13 protein-coding genes are annotated in these 15,418 nt (G+C 57.3%); 6 read left to right on the forward strand and 7 right to left on the reverse strand.

Annotated elements, in window-relative coordinates; genetic code table 11:
* Positions 1 to 473: 473 nt before the first annotated feature.
* A complete protein-coding gene (locus tag OKC28_RS14215) occupies positions 474 to 1,244 on the reverse strand; it encodes a Crp/Fnr family transcriptional regulator (protein WP_099993388.1) in 771 nt (256 codons plus the stop codon).
* Positions 1,245 to 2,145: 901 nt separating this feature from the next.
* On the opposite strand from OKC28_RS14215, the gene OKC28_RS14220 reads away from it, so the two are divergent.
* Both OKC28_RS14220 and OKC28_RS14225 read left to right on the forward strand, forming a co-directional pair.
* Positions 2,146 to 2,457, forward strand: a complete 312-nt coding sequence (locus tag OKC28_RS14220; protein ID WP_021139298.1) for a BON domain-containing protein — start codon at positions 2,146 to 2,148, stop codon at positions 2,455 to 2,457.
* Positions 2,458 to 3,008: 551 nt separating this feature from the next.
* Positions 3,009 to 4,025: a GGDEF domain-containing protein gene (locus OKC28_RS14225; protein ID WP_265178752.1), complete on the forward strand. Its 1,017-nt coding sequence runs from the start codon at positions 3,009 to 3,011 to the stop codon at positions 4,023 to 4,025.
* A 28-nt stretch (positions 4,026 to 4,053) separates the two neighbouring features.
* Here OKC28_RS14225 and yjfF read toward each other — a convergent pair whose 3' ends face one another.
* The 5 genes from yjfF to OKC28_RS14250 all read right to left on the reverse strand — a co-directional run bounded on the left by yjfF (position 4,054) and on the right by OKC28_RS14250 (position 9,808).
* Positions 4,054 to 5,067 (reverse strand): galactofuranose ABC transporter, permease protein YjfF, encoded by a 1,014-nt coding sequence (gene yjfF, locus OKC28_RS14230; protein ID WP_219592590.1) that lies wholly within the window; start codon positions 5,065 to 5,067, stop codon positions 4,054 to 4,056.
* Positions 5,060 to 6,091, reverse strand: coding sequence for a galactofuranose ABC transporter, ATP-binding protein YtfT (gene ytfT, locus OKC28_RS14235; protein WP_270689887.1), 1,032 nt, complete (start codon positions 6,089 to 6,091; stop codon positions 5,060 to 5,062). The genes yjfF and ytfT overlap by 8 nt, the downstream gene beginning before the upstream one ends.
* An 8-nt stretch (positions 6,092 to 6,099) precedes the next feature.
* Positions 6,100 to 7,632, reverse strand: a complete 1,533-nt coding sequence (locus tag OKC28_RS14240) for a sugar ABC transporter ATP-binding protein (protein ID WP_333562740.1) — start codon at positions 7,630 to 7,632, stop codon at positions 6,100 to 6,102.
* A 59-nt stretch (positions 7,633 to 7,691) separates the two neighbouring features.
* Positions 7,692 to 8,639: a galactofuranose ABC transporter, galactofuranose-binding protein YtfQ gene (ytfQ, locus tag OKC28_RS14245; protein WP_270689890.1), complete on the reverse strand. Its 948-nt coding sequence runs from the start codon at positions 8,637 to 8,639 to the stop codon at positions 7,692 to 7,694.
* 290 nt (positions 8,640 to 8,929) lie between these two features.
* The gene (locus OKC28_RS14250) at positions 8,930 to 9,808 is read right to left on the reverse strand and encodes a LysR family transcriptional regulator (protein WP_021139291.1); all 879 of its coding nucleotides are present in this window, start codon (positions 9,806 to 9,808) and stop codon (positions 8,930 to 8,932) included.
* 177 nt (positions 9,809 to 9,985) lie between these two features.
* On the opposite strand from OKC28_RS14250, the gene OKC28_RS14255 reads away from it, so the two are divergent.
* Positions 9,986 to 11,422, forward strand: a complete 1,437-nt coding sequence (locus tag OKC28_RS14255; protein WP_021139290.1) for a glycoside hydrolase family 1 protein — start codon at positions 9,986 to 9,988, stop codon at positions 11,420 to 11,422.
* 91 nt (positions 11,423 to 11,513) lie between these two features.
* Here the strand turns inward: OKC28_RS14255 and OKC28_RS14260 are convergent, their stop codons facing one another.
* Positions 11,514 to 12,272 (reverse strand): SDR family NAD(P)-dependent oxidoreductase, encoded by a 759-nt coding sequence (locus tag OKC28_RS14260; RefSeq protein ID WP_270689893.1) that lies wholly within the window; start codon positions 12,270 to 12,272, stop codon positions 11,514 to 11,516.
* Positions 12,273 to 12,402: 130 nt separating this feature from the next.
* Here OKC28_RS14260 and OKC28_RS14265 point away from each other — a divergent pair, with 130 nt between their 5' ends.
* The 3 genes from OKC28_RS14265 (at position 12,403) to OKC28_RS14275 (ending at position 15,355) form a co-directional block, all read left to right on the forward strand.
* Positions 12,403 to 13,335, forward strand: a complete 933-nt coding sequence (locus OKC28_RS14265; protein WP_034523746.1) for a LysR family transcriptional regulator — start codon at positions 12,403 to 12,405, stop codon at positions 13,333 to 13,335.
* Positions 13,336 to 13,489: 154 nt separating this feature from the next.
* Positions 13,490 to 14,335, forward strand: coding sequence for a deoxyribonuclease IV (nfo, locus tag OKC28_RS14270; RefSeq protein ID WP_021139287.1), 846 nt, complete (start codon positions 13,490 to 13,492; stop codon positions 14,333 to 14,335).
* A 27-nt stretch (positions 14,336 to 14,362) separates the two neighbouring features.
* Positions 14,363 to 15,355 (forward strand): Gfo/Idh/MocA family protein, encoded by a 993-nt coding sequence (locus tag OKC28_RS14275; RefSeq protein ID WP_270689896.1) that lies wholly within the window; start codon positions 14,363 to 14,365, stop codon positions 15,353 to 15,355.
* The last annotated feature ends 63 nt before the right edge of the window (positions 15,356 to 15,418 follow it).

Raw genomic sequence — 15,418 nt, forward strand, 5'->3', positions numbered from 1 at the left:
CATGATGAACCCTGTTCCATGGCTCCAGATGACAAACATGATCTCATATCAGGGACTTGTTCGCACCTTCCCTAGAAAACCAGGGGCGATTCACTTCGCTCTGCAGAAGAAAAAAGAGCCGGTCCGCATCTAATTACCGACATGCCTCAACCAAAACGCCCTTCTGTGAAGGGCGTTTTTTTATCTGGTGTCATGTGGTGATGTTCTTCTTCCATGTCAAACACAGCCAATACAGCGTGACGCTGGTTGTGTCGAGGGAACCTTCATTACATAACAACAGCCGAGTCATGCTCGACATGAAGGGGATGTTGGAGCGTTAAAGCCAGCGCTCTCCTTGGTTTGTGCCGTGCTAGCCTGGGTTATCTCATGTGTTTCTGGCTCACTTGCCAAGGCGATGCCTACAGCGGCCGTTATGAAGGACTAAAAAAGCCCTCTCAGGTACCAGGCAACCTTATGCACGTCTGACCCAGTCGTCAGCCGCTATGAGTGACGCGCTCAAGGGACTTGGGTATTGGCACTGACTTGGTTGACGAGTGCATATAGGGGAGCAGGCGTTCGGTTTCTGTCTTCACCACCGAGTAGCATTCACAGCTTAATCGCTCGAGTTTGGGACGATCCAGCACAGTGATTTGGCCCCGACGATATTCGATGACGCCCAGTTTTTGCAGTTTCCCTGCCGCCTCGGTGACGCCTTCACGGCGAACACCCAGCATATTGGCAATCAATTCCTGAGTCATCGTCAACTGGTTGCTGGGCAATCTGTCCAGCGATAGCAACAGCCAGCGGCACAGTTGCTGATCAATGGAGTGATGGCGATTGCAAACCGCCGTTTGTGCCATCTGAGTCAACAAGGACTGAGTGTAACGCAGCATCAGATGCAACAAATCGCCGTGGACATTGAACTCGGTCTTCAACAGCTGTCCTTTCATGCGGTAGGCGTAACCTGCGCTTTGCACAATGGCACGATTAGTGGTGCTTTCTCCGCCCATAAACAGCGCGACACCGATCAATCCTTCATTACCGACGACGGCAATTTCGGCAGATGCACCGCTTTTCATCACGTACAAGAGTGAAACGATGCAGTCGAGAGGAAAATAAACATGGTGAAGCGTATCACCTGATTCATAAAGCACCATGCCTAAAGGAAAGTTCATCAGCTCAAGATGGGGATGCAATCTGCTATATGTGTCAGCTGATAGCGCAGCCAGCAGGTGATTCTGCTGGGGATGATAATTATCAGTCATACATATTCCAAATGTTAAACAAAACATTCACCAGCCTATCATAGTCACAGATTGTTTACCTTCCATATGTGCGCTATCGCACATAGAGAAATATATATACGTGATGAGGACTAAACAAGGGCATTTTATGTGCTCTACCGTACAGACTAGCCTGATTGGCAGGATTATGATTTTGAGTGACAAGGAATATATTTACAGTCAATTTCATAGCGTAGTGACAGGGAGGTGGCGGGCTGAAAAGAGCCTCCCTGAATAGTGTTTATCCATTCACTCCTGCGTTGCCCCGTGTCTTATGTAACACCGCCAGGTAATATTTCAATTCATGGCTGGTGTCCTTTCACCAAGTATCATGTTGTCAGGTCGGATCGTGATTATTTCATCCGCCCTTTGTCATATTGAACGGGAGAGTAATGATGAGTGAACAAAAGCAAGTCATGTCAGGCGAAAGTGTTTCTGATTCGGTTGACGATACCAGCAAGAGGTTGCATGACGCTGTCGACAGTGCATCCAAGACAGTCCATCCTGCGCTGGATAGTTTGAGCGAACGCTCCCATCAAACGGTAGATAAATTAGGGAAGGTGCGAATAAGTCACCAAACATAAAAATGCGCCTTTGTAAGTATTTGAATTTAATAAACTAATTTTTTCAGTTTCGTTGTGGAGGGTGCTTATTCGCACCCTCCTTAGCGCACAGACGACAAGATGATATAGCCGTAAATTATAATGTAGCATGCCAATCAATAAGGTGCTGGCTGCTTGGCTCGACAAGCGTGAGTGTGTGGTTATCGTTATTCACAGTAACGCTATACAGAGTTCTGGCACTCACAGACACCATGTTCTAATGAAGCATACATTTCAGTTTTTAATTTGAAATGTTTAACACTATTTGGAGTAAACATTAAATGAAAACTACAAATCGCTTTTCAATTCTGTTGGCTATCGCCGTTCTGGTCACTGCGGTCGGTTGTGCATCAACTAAAAATAAAGCGGGCACAGGTGAATACTTGGATGACTCTGTGATTACTACCAAGGTTGTCACAGCTATCTTCAATGATCCGGACCTGAAATCATCCGAGATCAATGTAGAGACCTTTAAAGGTGTCGTACAGTTGAGTGGTTTTGTTAAAGACAGCGCCAATATCAATAAAGCCGTTGTTGTCGCCAAAGGTGTCAACGGTGTCACCTCTGTCAAAAATGATCTGCGTTTGAAATAAGGCAGTGACAGTCACTATCCAAGTTGCCTAATCCAATAACTTGGCCCCTGAATATGCCCCGGGGCGGATCTTGTTATGTGATCTTCCCCTGGTCGAAAAGGGCACGCTGATCACCATGTAAATATGTCTTGGTCAGTTTGATAGCGAGGCGAACGTTGAATTTATGCTCCTGTTCCGGGAGCATTTTTATATCTATTGATGCTGCATTTTCCCGGGATTTTTCCTGCCATCCGGTGGTGATGAAGGGTGTCAGGTGGCGGCCGATTGCTTCAACGACCTATGGTGGGTCGATCTGGTGCGCGAAGGCTTTGACTGCGTAGTACGGGTGGGCGTGCTGGGAGCCTCGAGTCTGGTGGCCCGCCTCCAGTGAATGAGTTTGGCGCTAATTGAATCGCGACGTCTCTTTTAGAGACGCATTTGAATTTGATGTCAAGTTTGATATTTGATGATTTGCTCATTATGAGATCTGGCTACGATCGCTTGGCTAGTCGGGTTCCGTTTCACCTGTCATATTTAAGACGGTGGCCCAGTGCCGTGAGCGGAGCAAGTCTATGCGGGTTGAACGTCAGTGTCTTATTCGTTCATTGTTTGATGAATACATAGAAATGTATTCGGCACGTGATGTCCGTCTTGTTACCCGGTTTAGTGACAATTTCAGTGGCTATGCAGGCAGTAGTGACCAGCTTGTCACCGACCGGGAGGAGTGGATACGCATCACTCGCAAAGATTTCGCACAAATCCCCGAGCGGATCCATATCGAAATGCTGGATCTGTCATTGCAAGATTTGGCAGACGATGTGGTCGTCGCGACCGGTTTTTTCCACATTCATCTGCCCATACCTGACCATATCTTGTCGCGGGAGACGGCCAGGCTGGTGTTGATCTTCCGCCACGAAGAGGGCGAGTGGAAAATCGCCCATAGTGGGATCTCGCTTCCCTACGGGTTGGCACAGGATAGTGAAGTCTATCCCGTGGCGCGCTTGTGCGAGCGCAACCTCGAACTGGAACGCATCATTGAGATCCGCACTCATGAGTTGGCCGAAGCCAACCGGCAGTTGGAAATCCTGAGTAACACAGATGCCCTGACCAACATTGGCAATCGACGCCTGTTCGATCACATCCTGCAGCAGGAGTGGAACCGCGGGTTGCGCAGCGGCATTCCACTGGCCTTGATCATGCTCGACATCGATCACTTCAAGCAATTCAACGATCACTATGGTCATCTGGCCGGGGACAGCTGTCTGCGGGCGCTGGCCCAGGCGTTGTCACAGTCCGGGCGCAGGGCAGGGGAGCTGGTGGCCCGCTACGGCGGTGAGGAGTTCGTCATCCTGTTGCCCAACATGAACATGCAGGCGGCGTTTGACACGGCGCAGCATCTTCACCGTCTCATCCTGACACTGGCCTTGCCACGGGCTGACTCGCCGCTGGGGATAGTGACCGTCAGTTTCGGGGTGACCAGTTTGCAGCCCTCCACCACCCAATCAGCCATTGAACTGGTGCAACAGGCGGATGCCGCCCTCTATCACGCCAAATTGGCTGGCCGCAATTGCATCGCACTGAGCGAGTAACAAGGAGATACGTTCTCACTCCACGCCATTATCTGGGGGCACTCTCGATGGAGGCCTGCCGCTTGAAAAGCCCTGGTTTGTTGGTTTTTCGATTTTCCGAAAATACGATGAGCATGCGCTGCAGGGCGATGAAGCAAAACAGCAGCAGGCCTATGATGATCTTGGTCCACCAGGAGCTGAGGGTGCCGTCGAAGTTGATATAGGTCTGGATCAATCCCTGGATCAAGACGCCAAACAGCGAGCCAAAGACGGTGCCTACGCCACCACTGAGCAAGGTACCGCCAATCACCACGGCGGCGATGGCATCGAGCTCGACCCCGACGGCGGCAAGCGGATAGCCCGCCGAGGTATAGAGCGCAAACACGATGCCCGCCAGGGTCGCCAGCGTGGTGGAGAGCAGATAGATGCGGATAGTGGTGTGGCGCACCGAGATCCCCATCAAGGCCGCCGAGGTGGCATTGCCGCCGATGGCATAGACGTTGTTGCCAAAGCGGGTTCGATTGGCGAGCAGCATGCCAAGTAACACCACCGCCAGCATGATCAGGGCCAGCAGGCTCAAGCGCCCACCGCCCGCCATCTTCCATGACAGACTCGACAGGTAGGTAAAGGTCGGATGATCGATGGGCAGGGATTGTTCCGAAATGAGGAAGCTTGCCCCCCGCAGAAAGAACATGCCCGCCAGCGTGATGATAAAGGCCGGGATCTTCAGGGTATCGATCAGCCAGCCCATGAGGGCACCAAAACTGGCTCCCAGCATCATGACCAGGGGGATGGCCAGATAGGGGCTTACCCCCAGATCGCCAATCAACTTGGCGAGCAAGACCCCGGTAAATGCGATCACGGCGCCCACCGACAGATCGATGCCGCCCGAGAGGATCACGAAGGTCATGCCCACGGCCACTATGCCAAGAAAGGCATTGTCCGTCAGTATGTTGCAAATGATGCGGGTAGATAAAAAGGCGGGAAAGGAGGCAAGGCACACCAGATACCCGACCAGAAACACCATGATGGTCACCATCAAGGGAAGATTGCGTTTAAACATGGCGAGCCCCTCGGGAAAACAGGTGATTGAGTGCCGGGGATTGCATGACGAGCACCGCCAGCACCACCATGGCCTTGACGATTTGATTCCACTGGGGCTGATAGCCGGAGAGCAGAATGCCGGTGTTCACCCCTTGAATGATCAGTATGCCGACCAGGGAGAGTGCGAGGTTGAAGCGTCCTCCCATCAGTGAGGTTCCCCCTATCACCACCGCCAGAATGGCATCCATCTCCAGCCAGAGGCCGGCATTGTTGGCATCAGCTCCCCTGATGTCGGCCGCCACTATCATGCCGGCGACGGCAGCCAGCATGCCACTCAGCAGATAGGTGGCGATCACCACCATGGGAGTATTGAGGCCGGCATTGTTGGCCGCCTTGATGTTGATCCCCACGGCTTCGATGAAGAGCCCGAGCGCGGTGCGCTTGGTCAACAACCAGATGAGCAGCGCCGCCCCCAGGGTGATGATGACAGGGGTAGGAAGATAAAAGAGTGACCCGCTGCCGAGCCAGGCCAGGGCCTCGTTGTTGAAGGTGATGATCTGCCCCTGCGTGATGAGCTGGGCGATACCGCGACCCGCCACCATCAGGATCAGGGTTGCCACTATGGGCTGGATCTTGAAGACGGCGACCAGCACCCCATTCCACAAGCCGCATAAGAGCCCGACCCCGAGCACGGAGCACAGAATGACGGGAATGCTGTGGTCGCCGGTAGCCATGCTTGCCATGCTTGCCATGGTTGCGCCGCTGATCGCCATCACGGCACCCACCGACAGGTCGATGCCGCCAGTGGCAATCACCAGTGTCATGCCAAGGGAGAGCAGGGCCACAGGGGCGCAGCGGTTGAGAATGTCGATCAGGCTGCCGAACAGGCGGCCATCCTGAATATGGATGGCGAAAAAATTGTCGGCGACCAGGGCGTTGATGAGCAGCACGCAGAGCAGGGCCACGCATTGCGCCGTGCCTGTGGGCAAATACCGGCTGGCCTGCGCTCGCCGGATGGGGATGGGTAGTATGGATGACGTCATATCAGGCCTCACATGGCAATGGCGTTCATGATGGCAGGGACAGAAAGCGCATCGGTCGCCAGCTCTGCCACCTGTTTTCTGTCTCGCAATACGATCACCCGATCGGCATAACTCACCAGCTCCTCCAGCTCCGATGAGATGACCAGCAGCGCCAGGCCATTGGCACAGAGTGATTCGATCAGGCGGATGATCTCGGCATGGGCCCCCACATCTATGCCCCGGGTGGGTTCGTCCAGGATCAGGAACTGCGGTTTGGTCAGCAGCCAGCGGGCCAGCAGCACCTTCTGCTGGTTGCCCCCTGACAAGAACTGGATCGGCTGCTCCGGCCCCGGGGTCTTGATCGCCAGCTGTTCAATGAAGCGCGCCGTGATCTCGTCCTGCTCCTTGCGTGACAGGGGATGCAGCCAGCCCCGCTGGGCTTGCAGGGCCAGCACCATGTTCTCTCGCACCGAGGCCGAGGCGATGATGCCGGCATTCTTGCGATCCTCCGGGCAAAAGCCAAAGCCGCTGGCGGCGGCCTGGCGAGCGGAGCGGATTGAGGTGACCTTGCCGCGCACCCGGCATACGCCACTGTCGCTGGGCTGAATGCCAAACATCAGCTCGGCGGTTTCAGTACGACCCGACCCCAGCAAGCCAGCCAGACCGACTATCTCCCCCGGCATGACGTCCAGGCTGAAAGGGGCTATCACCCCTTTCTTGCCATAGTGTTTGAATGACACTGTGGGGTGGTTGCTGCGCAGGGTTTTGCCCGCACGCTGGAGCGCATTATCGGCCAGCTCGCGCCCCAGCATCATCTTGACCAAGTCCAGCTGCGGCAGTGTGGCGGTTTCACGGGTGCCGACCAGCTCGCCATTGCGCAGCACAGTGATGCGATCGCTGATGTCGTAGACCTGGTCGAGAAAATGGGTGATGAAAATCAGGCTGACGCCCTTGTCTCTCAAGCTGCGCATGATGGAAAACAGCATCTGCACTTCGCTGGTATCCAGGCTCGCCGTCGGTTCATCCAGGATCAGGATCTTCGCTGACAACGAGATGGCCCTTGCGATGGCGACAATCTGCTGCATGGCGACCGAGTAGTGTCCCAGTGGCAGCGAGACGTCCATTTCGAAACCGTGGCTGGCCATGATGGCACTGGCTTGCCGTGACATGCTGGCCCGATCGATGAGGCCAAGCCGACGGGGTTCATGGCCGATGAACAGATTGTCGGTCACCGACATATTGGGGAGCAGGTTGACCTCCTGATAGACGGTGCCAATCCCCAAACGCTGGGCGTGGGCCGTGTCCGTGGGGGCTATCAGGGCGCCATCCAGCTCGATGCGACCCGCATCACCTTGATAAACCCCGGTGAGGGTTTTTACCAGGGTGGATTTGCCCGCCCCATTTTCGCCGAGCAACGCCATTATCTCTCCCCGACGCAATGAGAAATCCACCTGGTGCAGCGCGCGAACCCCGGGAAATGTCTTGCAGATCCCGGTGGCGTTTAATATGAGTTCATGATGGTTATCTGGCATGAAAATAGGCACTCCGGTATAGCCAGCCATATAAGAGGTTGTACTTATATGGCCGGCTATTAAAAGGACTAGCTCACGACGGGCGTGACTTAGTAACCCATGCTCTTTTTCATGTCGAGCTGGGCCTGTGCACTGTCAGGCTGGAACAGAATCGACGCTGTCTTGATGTGTTTGGGGGGCAGGCTGCCATCTTTTTTATAAGCCAGTAGCGCGTCAAAGGCGGGGCCTGCCATGTTCGGTGTCAATTCCACCGAGGCATTGGCTTCACCGGCGATCATCGCCTTGAATATATCCGGCACGCCATCAATTGAAATGATTTTGATGTCTTTACCCGGTTTCAGTCCGGCCTCTTTAATCGCCTGAATGGCACCGATGGCCATGTCGTCGTTATGGGCATAGACGGCGCAAATATTCTTGCCATTATTCTCGGCCTTGATAAAGCTCTCCATGACCTCTTTGCCCTTGCTGCGAGTAAAGTCGCCTGATTGGGTCCGGATGATCTTGATGGTGGGTACTTTGGCCACGGTATCGAGGAAGCCTTTTTTGCGATCCAGTGCCACGCTGGCGCCAACAGTGCCTTGTAACTCAACGACATTGCAGGCTTTTCCATCGAGTTGTCTGACCAGCCAGTCTGCAGCTACAGCCCCTTCATGCACGCTGTCTGCGGCGACGCCCGTCATGAAGAGCGAGTCATCTTTCACGGTAATATTGCGATCCAGCAGGAAGACGGGAATATCCGCCTCTTTGGCTTCTTGCAGCACGGGTTCCCAACCAGTCTGGACGACGGGGGCAATAAAGATGGCATCCACACCCTGGGCGATGAATGAGCGAATGGCCTTGATCTGGTTCTCCTGTTTTTGCTGGGCATCTGCAATTTTCAGTGTGATGCCACGTTTCTCTGCTTCTGTCTTGGCCACCGAGGTTTCAGCTGCCCGCCAGCCAGACTCGGAACCAATTTGAGAGAACCCCACCGTCATGTCGGCAGAATAAACAGTTCCCGAGAGCAAGACTGCACTGATAATTCCCGCCAGCTTCATCTTTTTATACATATGACACTCCTTTGTGATGCGTTTTTAAATAAACAGGGCTGAGCCAAATTGTTTATTGTGCCAACCAAGAGTAGAGGCTTCTTTTTTTAGCGGCGGGAGCTGGTTCACAGAAAATTTTTGGCAGCATAATTCTTCATACAAACAGCAGGTAAGTTCATATATTCAGCAGGGGAGCTGTTGATTTATTTGCCTATTTATTTCGATCCCTGACCATTGTGTCCAGAGTCGGCGGATGAGGGGCCGTCAACAGCCGTGCTGTCAGTGCCGCAGGCGCAGGACTAGTACAGCTCTGACTTCAGCTCGCTCATGGGGGAGACAACCTGCCAGAAGGCGTCGATGAGCGGGCCCTTGCTGTGGGGCGGGCGGATAAGGCCTATGGTCCAGCTCGCTTCGCGCTCGGTGAGAGGCAGGGTGAGCACATCCGGGTGCTCTATGGTGGTGGAGGAGGGCACCAGGGTCCAGGCGATACCGGCAGCGGCGGTGGCCACCCCGGCGGCGAAGTCGTTCACATACTGGATATCGCGAAACCGCAATCCACTTTGGGCCAGGTAGTTCATCAAGTGATCGTAAAACGAGGGCGCCTTGTCCCGGCGCAGGATTGCCAGCGGTTTGTCCACCAGATCCGCCAGCTCGCTCATGCCGCTGTAACTGGCGGGCAGCACGGCGACAAAGTGGGCCTGCACCACGGGCAGGCAGTGCCACCCCTTGGGGGCGGGCAGGCGGCAGAAACCGAGATCCAGTCGCCCTTCGCTCAGGGCCAGCAGTTGGTGATGGGTGGAGAGATCATTGAGCTCTATGGTCACCTGCTGCCGCTCGGCGCGAAAGCGGGCGATGGCGGCGGGCACCAGTATCTTGGTAGCAACGCCAAAGCCGATGCGCAAGGTGCCGCTATTACCTGCCAGCACATCGCGGGCAGTGCGGCCGAGTTGCTCGCTGGCCGCCACCAGGGCGCTGGCATCTGCATAGAGCGCCCGCCCCAGCACTGTGAGCCGGGTGGTACTGGCATTGCGCTCGAACAGCTCGCCGCCAAGCTCCTCCTCCAGCCGTTTTATCTGCTTGCTCAGGGCCGACTGGGTGACGTGCTGGCGCACCGCTGCCTGACCGAAGTGCAGCACTTCCCCCAGGGTAACGAAGGCTTTCAGATCTCTGAGCTCCATCCTGACTCCTTTCATTCCTGCCAGGAATGTTGAGTGGTTAAATTTGTCATTGGACGGAATTTTAGAACTGTTCGATGCTTATGCCAATTCATTTGGGGCGCAGTCAATCGCAGTCAATATAGCGCGCCGGTTCATTCGAGATGGCCTGCACCATCATCGCAGCAGGAGAAAAGCCAGATGCATCACCACAAGCTCAACGATTTCCCCAAGGATTTCCTGTGGGGCGCCGCCTCTGCCGCCTATCAGGTAGAAGGGGCCTGGAACACGGATGGCAAAGGGCCCTCGGTGTGGGACCTCTTCACCAAGTTGCCTGGCAAGACCTTTGAGGGCAGCAACGGTGACGTGGCCGTCGATCACTACCATCGCATCGAAGAGGACGTGGCACTGATGGCCGAAATGGGGCTCAAGGCCTACCGCTTCTCGGTGAGCTGGCCGCGCATCTACCCGACCGGCCGGGGTGAGGTGAACGAGGCCGGTCTGGCATTTTACGAGAAGCTGATCGATACCCTGCTGGCCCACCAGATCGAGCCAGTGCTGACCCTCTATCACTGGGACTTGCCCCAGGCGCTGCAGGATGAATACGGCGGCTGGGAAGACAGACGCGTCATCGAGGATTTCGAACGCTACTGCGTGACCCTGTATCAGCGCTTTGCGGGCAAGGTGAAGTACTGGGTGTCCCTCAACGAGCAGAACTACAACCTGACCAATGCCTACCAGCTCGGCACCCATCCGCCTGCCGTGCAGGACAGAAAGCGCTTCTTCGCCGCCAACCACATCGCTTTGCTGGCCAATGCCAGGGTGATCAAGGCGTTTCGTCAGCACGTGCCAAACGGCCTGATCGGCCCGAGCTTTGCCTACTCGCCCGCCTATCCGGCGTCGTGCGATCCCAAAGACATGCTGGCGTTTGAAAATGCCGAGGAGTTCACCAACTACTGGTGGCTGGATGCTTACTGCTTTGGCCGCTACCCCCAGGCGGCGCTCGCTTACTTGCGGGAAAACGGCGAGGCACCCGAGATACTGCCAGGGGATCTGGAGCTGCTGCGGGAAGGCACACCGGATTACATAGGGGTCAACTACTACTACACCCTGACCTATACCGACAACCCCCTCGGCGGCCAGACCTTGCAGCGCATCAATACCACGGGGCAGAAGGGCACCACCCCTTCGAGCGGCATTCCTGGCCTCTACAAGACGGCGTCCAATCCGCATCTTGAGACCAGCAACTGGGACTGGGCCATAGACCCGACCGGGATGCGTATCGCCCTGCGCCGCCTCTCGTCCCGCTACGGGCTGCCGCTGATGATCACCGAGAACGGGCTGGGGGAGTTTGACCAGCTGGAAGAGGACGACAGCGTGCACGATGCCTATCGCATCGCCTACCTCAAGAGCCATCTCGTTGCCTGTCAGCAGGCGCTGCAGGACGGGGTTGAGCTGATTGGTTACTGCGCCTGGTCGTTCACCGACATCTTGAGCTGGCTCAACGGCTACCAGAAGCGTTACGGCTTCGTCTATATCGACAGGGATGAGCAGCACGTCAACTCCTTGCGCCGCATCAAGAAAGACAGTTTCTACTGGTATCAGTCAGTCATCAGTTCGGGTGGCAAGGCGCTTTAACGCATCCCCTGGTCTTGTCATACGAAAAGGCCCTGCCGTGAGGCAGGGCCTTTTGCATGGCCGTTTTCCCGCCCAGTGATGGGGTGGTTCGCTAGATGAACATGCCCCCCGAGGCCTCGATGCGCTGGGCATTGACCCAATGATTGTCATCCGAGAGCAGGGCCGCTATCACGCCGCCTATGTCGTCGGGCTGACCGACTCGCCCGAGCGCGGTCTGGCTGGCGATGAAATCGTTGACCGCCTGGTTGTCCCGCACCACACCCCCGCCAAAATCAGTCTCGATGGCACCGGGTGCCACCACATTGACGGCGATCCCGCGCGGGCCCAGCTCCTTGGCCAGATAGCGGGTCAGCACCTCTATTCCTCCCTTCATGGCTGCATAGGCGGCGTAACCGGGCAGCGCGAAACGGGTGAGGCCGGTCGAGAGGTTGATGATGCGCCCGCCATCTCGGATCAGGGGCAACAGCTGCTGGGTCAGGAAGAAGGTCCCCTTGAGGTGAATGTTCATGAGGGTATCGAACTGCTGCTCCGTAGTTTGCTCGAAGCTGGCGTGGATGCCGATGCCGGCATTGTTGACCAGAAAGTCGAACCGATCGCGTCGCCACTCCCGTTGCAGCAACTGTCGTACCTCAGCCGCGAAGGCGGTGAAGGAGGCACTGTCGGCCACATCGAGCGGCAGGGCATGCGCCTTCACGCCGAGCGCATTGGCCTGCGCCACCACGGCAGCCGCCTCTTCGGCCTGGCTGCGGTAGGTGATGATGAGGTCGACGCCTTTGGCGGCGAGGGCCTGGGCCGAGTGTTTGCCGAGGCCACGGCTGGCGCCTGTGATGAGAGCGATGGAACGGGTCATGGTACGACTCCTGTCAATGGGGTGGGGGCGGGCTCGAGACGAGCCGCTAGTGCCACTCTATTGGTGCATACATTATGGATAAAGAAGGTAATAATAGATGCACTGTTCCGTTTAAAGTGACAATGACGCCATGGATCAACTGGATGCGATGAGAATGTTTATGCGGGTGGCCGAGCTTGAGAGCTTCACCCGCAGCGCCGAGCAGATGAGCATGCCCAAGGCGACGCTCTCCACGGCCATTCGACGGCTGGAGGAGCAGCTGGGAGCCCGCTTGCTTCATCGCACTACCAGGCGGGTGCAACTGACCACGGATGGCCAGCTCTGCTACGCCCGCTGTCAGGCGTTGCTGGCCGACATGGAGGAGTTCAATGGGCTGTTTCGGCCGCATGGGCAACTCAGCGGCCAGCTGCGGGTGGACATGCCAAGCCGGATGGCGCGTCATCTGGTCATACCGGCGCTGCCTGCCTTTCTGGCGGCCCACCCTGACTTGCAACTGATGCTGAGCAGCACGGATCGGCGTGTCGATCTGGTGCGCGAAGGCTTCGACTGTGTAGTACGGGTAGGGGAGCTGGAATCTTCGAGTCTGGTCGCCCGCCCCCTGGGCCACTACTGCCAGCTCAACTGCGCCAGCGCCACCTATCTGGCCCGCCATGGTATTCCACAGACCTTGACCGACCTGGCGGGGCACCGACTGGTCCACTATGGCGCCGTGCCGGGGGACAGAGAGGCCGGGTTCGAGTACTTGCAGGCCGATGGCACCCGCGCCGTGCTGGCGATGGCCGGCGCCCTCACTGTGAACGACAGCGAAACCTATCTGGCCGCGGCGCTGGCGGGGCTCGGGATCATCCAGATGCCGCGAGTCGGGGTAGAGGCACTGCTCGCCAGTGGGGAACTGGTCATGGTGTTGCCCCAGTGGCAGGCGCCTCCCTTGCCCATTCATGCCCTCTATGCCCATCGTCGTCAGCTCTCGCCCAGGGTGCAGGCCTTCATTCACTGGCTGGGCGGTGTGCTGGAGACGGCGCTCGCCAGTGAACCTGCCCCGGCATTGTCGAGCGGCCAGTGACGGGGCGCCTTCCTCTGTCATGCACGACATCTGTGGTCCGATGCTCTGGTCGGGCTCTCTATAGTGGTAATCGAAAGTGATCATCGAAGATCCCGGTTTGGCGCGGGCGGGGCAGATAGGCATAATGGCGCTCTCACAGAGCAGAGGAGATCTCATGAAATATATCGGAGCCCACGTCAGTGCCGCCGGCGGGGTGGAGAACACCATAGCCCGCGCCCAGGCCATCGGTGCCAACGCCTTCGCCCTGTTTACCAAGAACCAGCGCCAGTGGCAGGCGGCGCCGCTGTCCGAGGCCAGTATCCGAGCCTTCAAACTGGCGTGCGAGAAAGCCGGTTTTCGCCCGGAGCAGATCCTGCCCCACGACAGTTACCTCATCAATCTGGGCCATCCCGATCCCGACGGCCTGGCCAAGTCTCGCGATGCGTTTCTCGATGAGATAAAGCGCTGCGAGCAGCTGGGACTTTGCTACCTGAACTTCCACCCTGGCAGCCACCTCAAACAGATCCCGGAAGCGGCCAGCCTTAGACTGGTGAGCGAATCCATCAACTGGGCGCTGGAGCGCAGCCAGGGGGTGACGGCCGTGATAGAGAACACAGCCGGGCAGGGCACCAACCTCGGCTGGTCGTTCGAACACCTGGCCACCCTCATCGACGGGGTGGAGGACAAGAGTCGGGTCGGTATCTGCTTCGATACTTGCCACGCCTTCGCCGCCGGTTATGACTTGCGCACCCCTGAGTCCTGCGCTCAGGTGTTTGCCGATTTCGATCGCATCGTCGGCTTCCAGTATCTCAAGGGTATGCACATCAACGGCGCCAAGTGCACCTTCGGCAGCCGGGTCGACCGCCATCACAGCTTGCGTGAAGGCAATCTGGGGGAGGCGGTATTCCACCACATCATGAATGACGAGCGTTTCGACGGCATTCCGCTGATCCTGGAGACCATAGACGAGACGATCTGGGGCGACGAGATCAGTTGGCTACGCAGTCTGGCAAAGGCGTAAAGCGCCGCGGCCACCGCATAAGGAGCAATGATGATGCAAGAAGATCCACACGCGCGGCCACTGCGCTGGGGCATTGCCGGGGCGGGGGCCATTGCCCGTCGCTTTTGCAAGGACGTGAATGAGCACGCGAGTCTGGGACAGGTGGTGGCGATCGCCGCCCGTGATCAGACGCGGGCCCGGGACTTTGCCGAGGAGCAGGGATTGCCCCTTGCCTATGGCAGCTACCAGGCGCTGGCGGCAAGCACCGAGGTGGAGGCCGTCTATGTGGTGGTGATCCACCCGGAGCACGCCGACCTGATCAAGCAGATGTTGCTGGCGGGCAAGCACGTGCTGGTGGAAAAACCGGCGGTGACTCAAGTAGCAGATTGGGATGCGCTGGTGCAGCTCGCCCAGGCCCGTGGCCTGCTGCTGATGGAGGCCATGAAGGTGATGTGCTTCCCCGCCATGCGCGAATTGCTGCGGCGACTCGGCGCCTTGTCTGCCCCCAATCGGCTGCAGGCGGCCTTCGGCTCGGTGCAGGAGAGATCCGGCAAACTGTTTGATCCCGCCTTGGCCGGGGGCGCTGCCTGGGATGTGGGTGTCTATCCGCTCTGGCTCTACGCTGCCATCTGTCACCAGCTGGGGCTGGCTGCGGGTGAGCCGCAGGTCGCTCTTTCCCGCCAGACGGGCGAGGTGGACGAGGCCGCCAGCTTCCGCTTTGCCGGCACCCTCGCGGCCGAGCTGGATGCCTCCATTGTCCAGGATCTCGACAAGGCGGCGTATCTGGGCGGTGAGGGCTGGGCCCTGCAACTGGTCGGCAAGTGGTGGAACCCCCAGCAGGTACGCTGGGTCACGGGGGATCCCTTGCCTGCCTGGCCGGGAGACATAGAGGCACAGGTAGCGGGCGGTGGCATGCAGCACGAGGCGGATCATTTCGCCGCCTGTGTCAGGCAGGGATTGAGGGATTCCCCCTGGGTGCCGCAGGCCCTGACCAGACAAGTGCTGGGGTGGGTCGAGCGCGGTTTGCAACCCGCACCCTGATAACGGATGGACAGAGAGGGCGCTTGGGCGCCCTCTCTTTTTTTTGTCTGCGCAAGGGGAAGC

The organism is Aeromonas sp. D3 (genome assembly GCF_027705025.1).
Lineage (GTDB): Bacteria > Pseudomonadota > Gammaproteobacteria > Enterobacterales > Aeromonadaceae > Aeromonas > Aeromonas salmonicida.

Excerpts from the sequence above, each read along its gene's own strand:
- OKC28_RS14215 (WP_099993388.1), bottom strand. The coding sequence starts at position 1,244 with ATGACTGATAATTATCATCCCCAGCAGAATCACCTGCTGGCTGCGCTA.
- OKC28_RS14220 (WP_021139298.1), top strand. The coding sequence starts at position 2,146 with ATGAAAACTACAAATCGCTTTTCAATTCTGTTGGCTATCGCCGTTCTG.
- OKC28_RS14225 (WP_265178752.1), top strand. The coding sequence starts at position 3,009 with ATGCGGGTTGAACGTCAGTGTCTTATTCGTTCATTGTTTGATGAATAC.
- yjfF (WP_219592590.1), bottom strand. The coding sequence starts at position 5,067 with ATGTTTAAACGCAATCTTCCCTTGATGGTGACCATCATGGTGTTTCTG.
- ytfT (WP_270689887.1), bottom strand. The coding sequence starts at position 6,091 with ATGACGTCATCCATACTACCCATCCCCATCCGGCGAGCGCAGGCCAGC.
- OKC28_RS14240 (WP_333562740.1), bottom strand. The coding sequence starts at position 7,632 with ATGGCTGGCTATACCGGAGTGCCTATTTTCATGCCAGATAACCATCAT.
- ytfQ (WP_270689890.1), bottom strand. The coding sequence starts at position 8,639 with ATGAAGCTGGCGGGAATTATCAGTGCAGTCTTGCTCTCGGGAACTGTT.
- OKC28_RS14250 (WP_021139291.1), bottom strand. The coding sequence starts at position 9,808 with ATGGAGCTCAGAGATCTGAAAGCCTTCGTTACCCTGGGGGAAGTGCTG.
- OKC28_RS14255 (WP_021139290.1), top strand. The coding sequence starts at position 9,986 with ATGCATCACCACAAGCTCAACGATTTCCCCAAGGATTTCCTGTGGGGC.
- OKC28_RS14260 (WP_270689893.1), bottom strand. The coding sequence starts at position 12,272 with ATGACCCGTTCCATCGCTCTCATCACAGGCGCCAGCCGTGGCCTCGGC.
- OKC28_RS14265 (WP_034523746.1), top strand. The coding sequence starts at position 12,403 with ATGGATCAACTGGATGCGATGAGAATGTTTATGCGGGTGGCCGAGCTT.
- nfo (WP_021139287.1), top strand. The coding sequence starts at position 13,490 with ATGAAATATATCGGAGCCCACGTCAGTGCCGCCGGCGGGGTGGAGAAC.
- OKC28_RS14275 (WP_270689896.1), top strand. The coding sequence starts at position 14,363 with ATGATGATGCAAGAAGATCCACACGCGCGGCCACTGCGCTGGGGCATT.